The organism is Allocoprococcus similis, assembly GCF_054660775.1.
Genome location: NZ_BAAHSG010000055.1, coordinates 1 through 4,679 on the forward strand (window position 1 = coordinate 1; position 4,679 = coordinate 4,679).

Annotated in this window: 8 protein-coding genes; all 8 read left to right on the forward strand. The window is 46.2% G+C overall.

The window, feature by feature from the left end:
* Nucleotides 1-31 precede the first annotated feature (31 nt).
* Nucleotides 32-289, forward strand: a complete 258-nt coding sequence (locus ACYQ5K_RS16620) for a hypothetical protein (RefSeq protein WP_459778033.1) — start codon at nt 32-34, stop codon at nt 287-289.
* A gap of 31 nt (nt 290-320) precedes the next feature.
* A complete protein-coding gene (locus ACYQ5K_RS16625) occupies nt 321-452 on the forward strand; it encodes a hypothetical protein (RefSeq protein WP_271817323.1) in 132 nt (43 codons plus the stop codon).
* Nucleotides 453-467: 15 nt separating this feature from the next.
* Nucleotides 468-1,124, forward strand: coding sequence for a lambda-exonuclease family protein (locus ACYQ5K_RS16630; RefSeq protein WP_459778034.1), 657 nt, complete (start codon nt 468-470; stop codon nt 1,122-1,124).
* 17 nt (nt 1,125-1,141) lie between these two features.
* Nucleotides 1,142-2,035, forward strand: coding sequence for a DUF1351 domain-containing protein (locus tag ACYQ5K_RS16635; RefSeq protein ID WP_459778035.1), 894 nt, complete (start codon nt 1,142-1,144; stop codon nt 2,033-2,035).
* 3 nt (nt 2,036-2,038) lie between these two features.
* Nucleotides 2,039-2,974, forward strand: coding sequence for a recombinase RecT (locus tag ACYQ5K_RS16640; RefSeq protein ID WP_459778036.1), 936 nt, complete (start codon nt 2,039-2,041; stop codon nt 2,972-2,974).
* A 24-nt stretch (nt 2,975-2,998) separates the two neighbouring features.
* Nucleotides 2,999-3,454 carry a hypothetical protein gene (locus ACYQ5K_RS16645; RefSeq protein ID WP_459778037.1) on the forward strand — a complete coding sequence of 152 codons (456 nt, stop codon included), beginning with the start codon at nt 2,999-3,001 and terminating at the stop codon, nt 3,452-3,454.
* 14 nt (nt 3,455-3,468) lie between these two features.
* Nucleotides 3,469-4,209 (forward strand): hypothetical protein, encoded by a 741-nt coding sequence (locus ACYQ5K_RS16650; RefSeq protein ID WP_459778039.1) that lies wholly within the window; start codon nt 3,469-3,471, stop codon nt 4,207-4,209.
* Nucleotides 4,210-4,320: 111 nt separating this feature from the next.
* A partial coding sequence (locus ACYQ5K_RS16655) for a RusA family crossover junction endodeoxyribonuclease (protein WP_459778041.1) occupies nt 4,321-4,679 on the forward strand: 359 nt, incomplete at its 3' end.

Below are 4,679 nucleotides of genomic sequence, written 5' to 3' on the forward strand. Positions count from 1 at the left end.
TAAATTATAGGAAAGTCGGAGGAGAAAGTCAATGATCAAAGTTGAAAATGGAGTATGTGAAATCAAGACATCAGAGGGAGTACCGGGATTAACGGCAGATTTGGCGGTTATCGTCCGGACTCTTAAAAAGACACTGACGGAGAAGTGCGATCAAAGCGAAGCCGAGGCGAAGGAAGTGATTAACCTGGCGGTGGAGCTTGGTCTTGCAACGGATGCGGAACTTGAATTGGAAGCGTTGAAGGTAGTGGGAGAACTTCTGACAATGCTGATGAATAATTCGTCTCTTTAGAGAAGGATGTGTACCTAAAGGGGGCGTAATAATGGAAAAGAAACCATTGATTATTCGGTGCTCTGATGGGTGGATCTACGGCTTGTTCGGTTATTACGAAGAAGCGGTAGAAGTGGCAGAACAGCATGTAGACGGAACAGAACATACATATATCATCATATAAAAACGTGAGGAAAAGATGGAACCTTATAAAATCTATGATTTTGAAGATGAAAAAGCCTGGCTGAAGGGGCGGTTAAACGGGATCGGCGGAAGTGATGCCAGTGCCGTAGTTGGAAAGAACCCGTACAAAACAAACATTGAGCTGTTTGAAGAAAAGACCGGCAGAAGGATTGCACCAGACATTTCAGAAAAGCCTTATGTGATCTATGGAAAAGAGGCGGAGCAGTTCATCAGGGAGCTGTTCCGCCTGGATTATCCACAGTATCAGGTCATGCATCATGAATACCGGATTTTGCAGAGCCTGGATTATCCGTTCATGCAGGCTTCTCTGGATGGGGAGCTGGTTGATCAGGATGGTCGGAAAGGGATTCTGGAAATTAAGACCACCAACATCCTGCAGTCCATGCAGTATGAGAAATGGAAGGACCGGATCCCGGATAACTATTATATCCAGGTGTTGCATTATCTGCTTGTTACCGGATATGAGTTTGTTGTCCTCCGGGCGCATTTGCGGAGCAACTGGGGGACGGATGTACGGACACAGGTAAAGCATTATTTTATTGAAAGAGCGGAAGTCCAGGCGGATCTGGATTATCTGCAGGAAGAAGAAATCAAATTTTGGAAGTATGTGGAAAGTGGAAGAAAACCACCACTGATACTTCCGGAGATCTAAAAAAGAAGGAGGAGCGTATGGAATTACGGATTACAAATCCACAGGAAAACTGGCTTACAGAGCAGATTCTGTGGAACAACGAGGAATTAAAGGCTGCGATTGCCGAGAAGGTAAAGGATTATAAGACAATCGCCTACACAGAGGATTCCCTCAAAGACATGAAAGCGGATCGGGCAGATCTGAACAAGCTGAAGAAAGCTTTTGAGGACGAACGTAAACGTGTCAAGAAGATCTGCATGGAACCGTATACCAAGTTTGAGCAGCAGGTTAAGGAGATCACAACTCTGATTGATGAACCGATCGGACTGATTGACTCTCAGATTAGAGAGATCGATGAACGCCGCAAGGCTGTAAAACGGGAAGAGATTGAAGAACTGTTTGCATCCATTGGTTTCCAGAGTTTTGTGAAGCTGGACATGATCTGGGATGAAAAGTGGCTGAATGCAACAGTTACGCTTCCAAAGATTGAAGAGCAGATGAAGAGCCGGATGTATCAGATTGGTACGGATGTGGTAACGATCAGCACGCTTCCGGAGTTTAAGTTTGAAGCAATGGAAGTTTACCGGAAGACACTGGACATGAACCAGGCAATTCAGGAAGGACAGAGGCTTGCCGATATCCAGAAGAGAAAGCTGGAAGCAGAACGCATGGAGGCAGAGCGGAAAGCAAGGGAAGCGGAAGAGGCAGCGAAGCAGCAGACTGCAGCTGAACAGAAGGAAGAACCTGCAGCAGAGAAGGAAGCAGCATCTGGATCTGTACCGGAAGCTCCGGCAGAGGAAACAGCTTCAATTCCGGAAGGGGAAGAACCGGTATTCCAGCTTGACTTCCGTGTATGGGGAACCAGGGAGCAGATCATGGCGCTCCGTGAATATATGTTAAAGAATCAGATTCGATTCGGAAAGGTGGAATAAGACATGGCAGTACAGAACAGTTTGGCAAGACAGGATCAGTCAATGAAGTTGTCGGTTTACCTGCAGAACGATGCGGTAAAGAAGCAGATCAATCAGGTAGTTGGTGGAAAGAATGGGACAAGGTTCATTTCCAGTATTGTAAGTGCGGTGCAGAGCACACCGGCATTACAGGAGTGTACAAGCCCTAGTATTGTAAATGCTGCATTACTCGGAGAGGCGCTGAATCTTTCACCGTCCCCGCAGCTCGGACAGTTTTATATGGTCCCATTCGATAATAAGAAGAAAGGCTGCAAGGAAGCACAGTTCCAGCTTGGCTATAAAGGATATATTCAGCTGGCAATCCGTTCCGGTTACTACAAAAAGCTCAATGTGCTTGCAATCAAAGAAGGGGAGCTTGTCCGGTATGATCCTCTGGATGAAGAAGTGGAGGTTAATCTGATTGATGATGATATCCTCCGGGAGGAAGCTCCGACCATGGGATACTTCGCAATGTTCGAGTATGAGAATGGTTTCCGGAAGACCTTGTACTGGTCAAAGAAGAAAATGCTTGCACACGCTGAGAAGTATTCTTTTGCGTTTTACAAAAACGGTGGAGCAAAATCTCTGGAATTACTGGAACAGGGCAAGATTTCGGAAAAGGATATGTGGAAGTATTCTTCATTCTGGTTTAAGGATTTTGACGGAATGGCGCTGAAAACCATGCTCCGTCAGCTGATCAGCAAATGGGGAATCATGAGTATTGATCTTCAGAATGCGATTGACAAGGACATGGCAGTGATCCATGAGGACGGAAAGACGGAATATGTAGATGCAGTGAAAGCGGAAGATGATGGAGTGGTAGCCGATCAGGAGCTGAATGAGGTCCAGGAAGACCAGCCGGCAGAGCCAGGAACACAGCAGCCGGATCCGAAGGGTATTGAGGCATCATTTTTTGGATAGATTTAAGAAAGGGGAAGAAGAATTATGCAGCACATCAATTTAGAAACATTTGCAAACGGAGCATTTACCGCACAGGTAAACCGGGCAATCGAAGAGGTTACGAAGAACATTCAGGATCCGAACACGGATGCCGGCACAGCGAGAAAGATTACGGTAACGATCGCATTCAAGCCGAATCAGGAAAGAAACTTCATTGCGACTGGAGTCCAGACCAAGACAACCCTTGCACCGGCACTCGGAGCAGTCACTGCACTGAGCATGGGAAGAGATCTCCGCACCGGAGAAGTGGAAGCGGTAGAGATCGGCAACCAGATTCCAGGACAGATGTCTGTACAGGACATTCCTGGAGCTGTACCGGAAGCAGAAACCACGGTAGTAGATGGAAAGGTGATCGACAAGAATACCGGAGAGGTTGTGGCTGATTCCTTACCGGAACACGCAGGCAAAGTAATTGATTTAAGAACAGCAAAACAAGCATAGGAGGAGTAAAAACGATGGAAGGATTAAAAGAAGCAATTGAATTTATCACAAATCTGAAAGAAGGCAGCATGGAGCCGAAGGTGCTTGAAATCAACGGCAATACATACTGCAATAAAAATCTGACAAGATATCATTATTTCCCGAAGGCAGATTCCCTGAGTGTCAACACCCTGACATCCATTGTGGACTATATCAAGGGGAAACCGGAAGAACTCCGGGAGACCATGATTCTGCATGTAATCAGTCCGACAGAAGTAAGATTGTATTCCGGACTGGTGGACGAACGCAACAGGGAGGAGCTTATGAGGGCAGATGCCATTGTAAATGAATTCCGGTTTGACCGTTATTATGACCAGGAACGTTTTCTGATCGAGCTGCAGGCAAACTTCATTGAATCCGATGATCTGACTGTCCTGAAGCAGGTTGCCGGAAATATCGAGTCAGGAACAACGGCGAATTATGATGATGATGGTGTCAGCCAGAAAACCACAATTAAGAGCGGGATTGCAAATAAGACGGATGTGATCGTACCGAATCCGGTGAAGCTCAGACCGTATCGTACCTTTGCAGAAATCGAGCAGCCGCAGAGCAGTTATGTATTTCGGATCCAGGACGGTGACCATGGACCTTCCTTCAAGCTTGTAGAAGCAGACGGTGGTTTATGGAAGAATGCAACTATGAAGAAAATCAAGGACTATCTGGCATATGAACTGGCGGAGGAACTTGAGAAGTACCACATTACGATTATCGCATAGATAATGACATCTCCTTAAAAATAATATATCACACGTAACTTGATAATAAGAAAGCAAGCCGGCATTATGCAGCATCTGCTGTGTAAGTGCCGGCAGAAAGGACAAAGGGAAATGGCATCAGTAATGTTTACGGTTCCGGGCAAGCCGCAGGGAAAAGCCAGGGCACGGACGTATTATAATGCATCGACAAAGAAGCACTGTTCCACGACACCGGAGAACACAGTTCTGTATGAGAACTTCATCAAAGATCGGTATCTGCAGATGGCAAAGGGAGCGTTCCTGGAAAGAGAAAAGCCTGTGACGCTCCGGATTATTGCAAGGTATCTTCCGTCAAAGAGCGTATCGAAGAAACGGAAGCTTGATATGCTAGAGGGAAGAGAGCTGCCGCTGAAGAAACCGGATATGGACAATATTGTGAAGGTAGTAGCAGATGCACTGAACGGGGTTGCTTATCACGATGATACGCAGAT

Excerpts from the sequence above, each read along its gene's own strand:
- ACYQ5K_RS16620 (WP_459778033.1), top strand. The coding sequence starts at position 32 with ATGATCAAAGTTGAAAATGGAGTATGTGAAATCAAGACATCAGAGGGA.
- ACYQ5K_RS16625 (WP_271817323.1), top strand. The coding sequence starts at position 321 with ATGGAAAAGAAACCATTGATTATTCGGTGCTCTGATGGGTGGATCTAC.
- ACYQ5K_RS16630 (WP_459778034.1), top strand. The coding sequence starts at position 468 with ATGGAACCTTATAAAATCTATGATTTTGAAGATGAAAAAGCCTGGCTG.
- ACYQ5K_RS16635 (WP_459778035.1), top strand. The coding sequence starts at position 1,142 with ATGGAATTACGGATTACAAATCCACAGGAAAACTGGCTTACAGAGCAG.
- ACYQ5K_RS16640 (WP_459778036.1), top strand. The coding sequence starts at position 2,039 with ATGGCAGTACAGAACAGTTTGGCAAGACAGGATCAGTCAATGAAGTTG.
- ACYQ5K_RS16645 (WP_459778037.1), top strand. The coding sequence starts at position 2,999 with ATGCAGCACATCAATTTAGAAACATTTGCAAACGGAGCATTTACCGCA.
- ACYQ5K_RS16650 (WP_459778039.1), top strand. The coding sequence starts at position 3,469 with ATGGAAGGATTAAAAGAAGCAATTGAATTTATCACAAATCTGAAAGAA.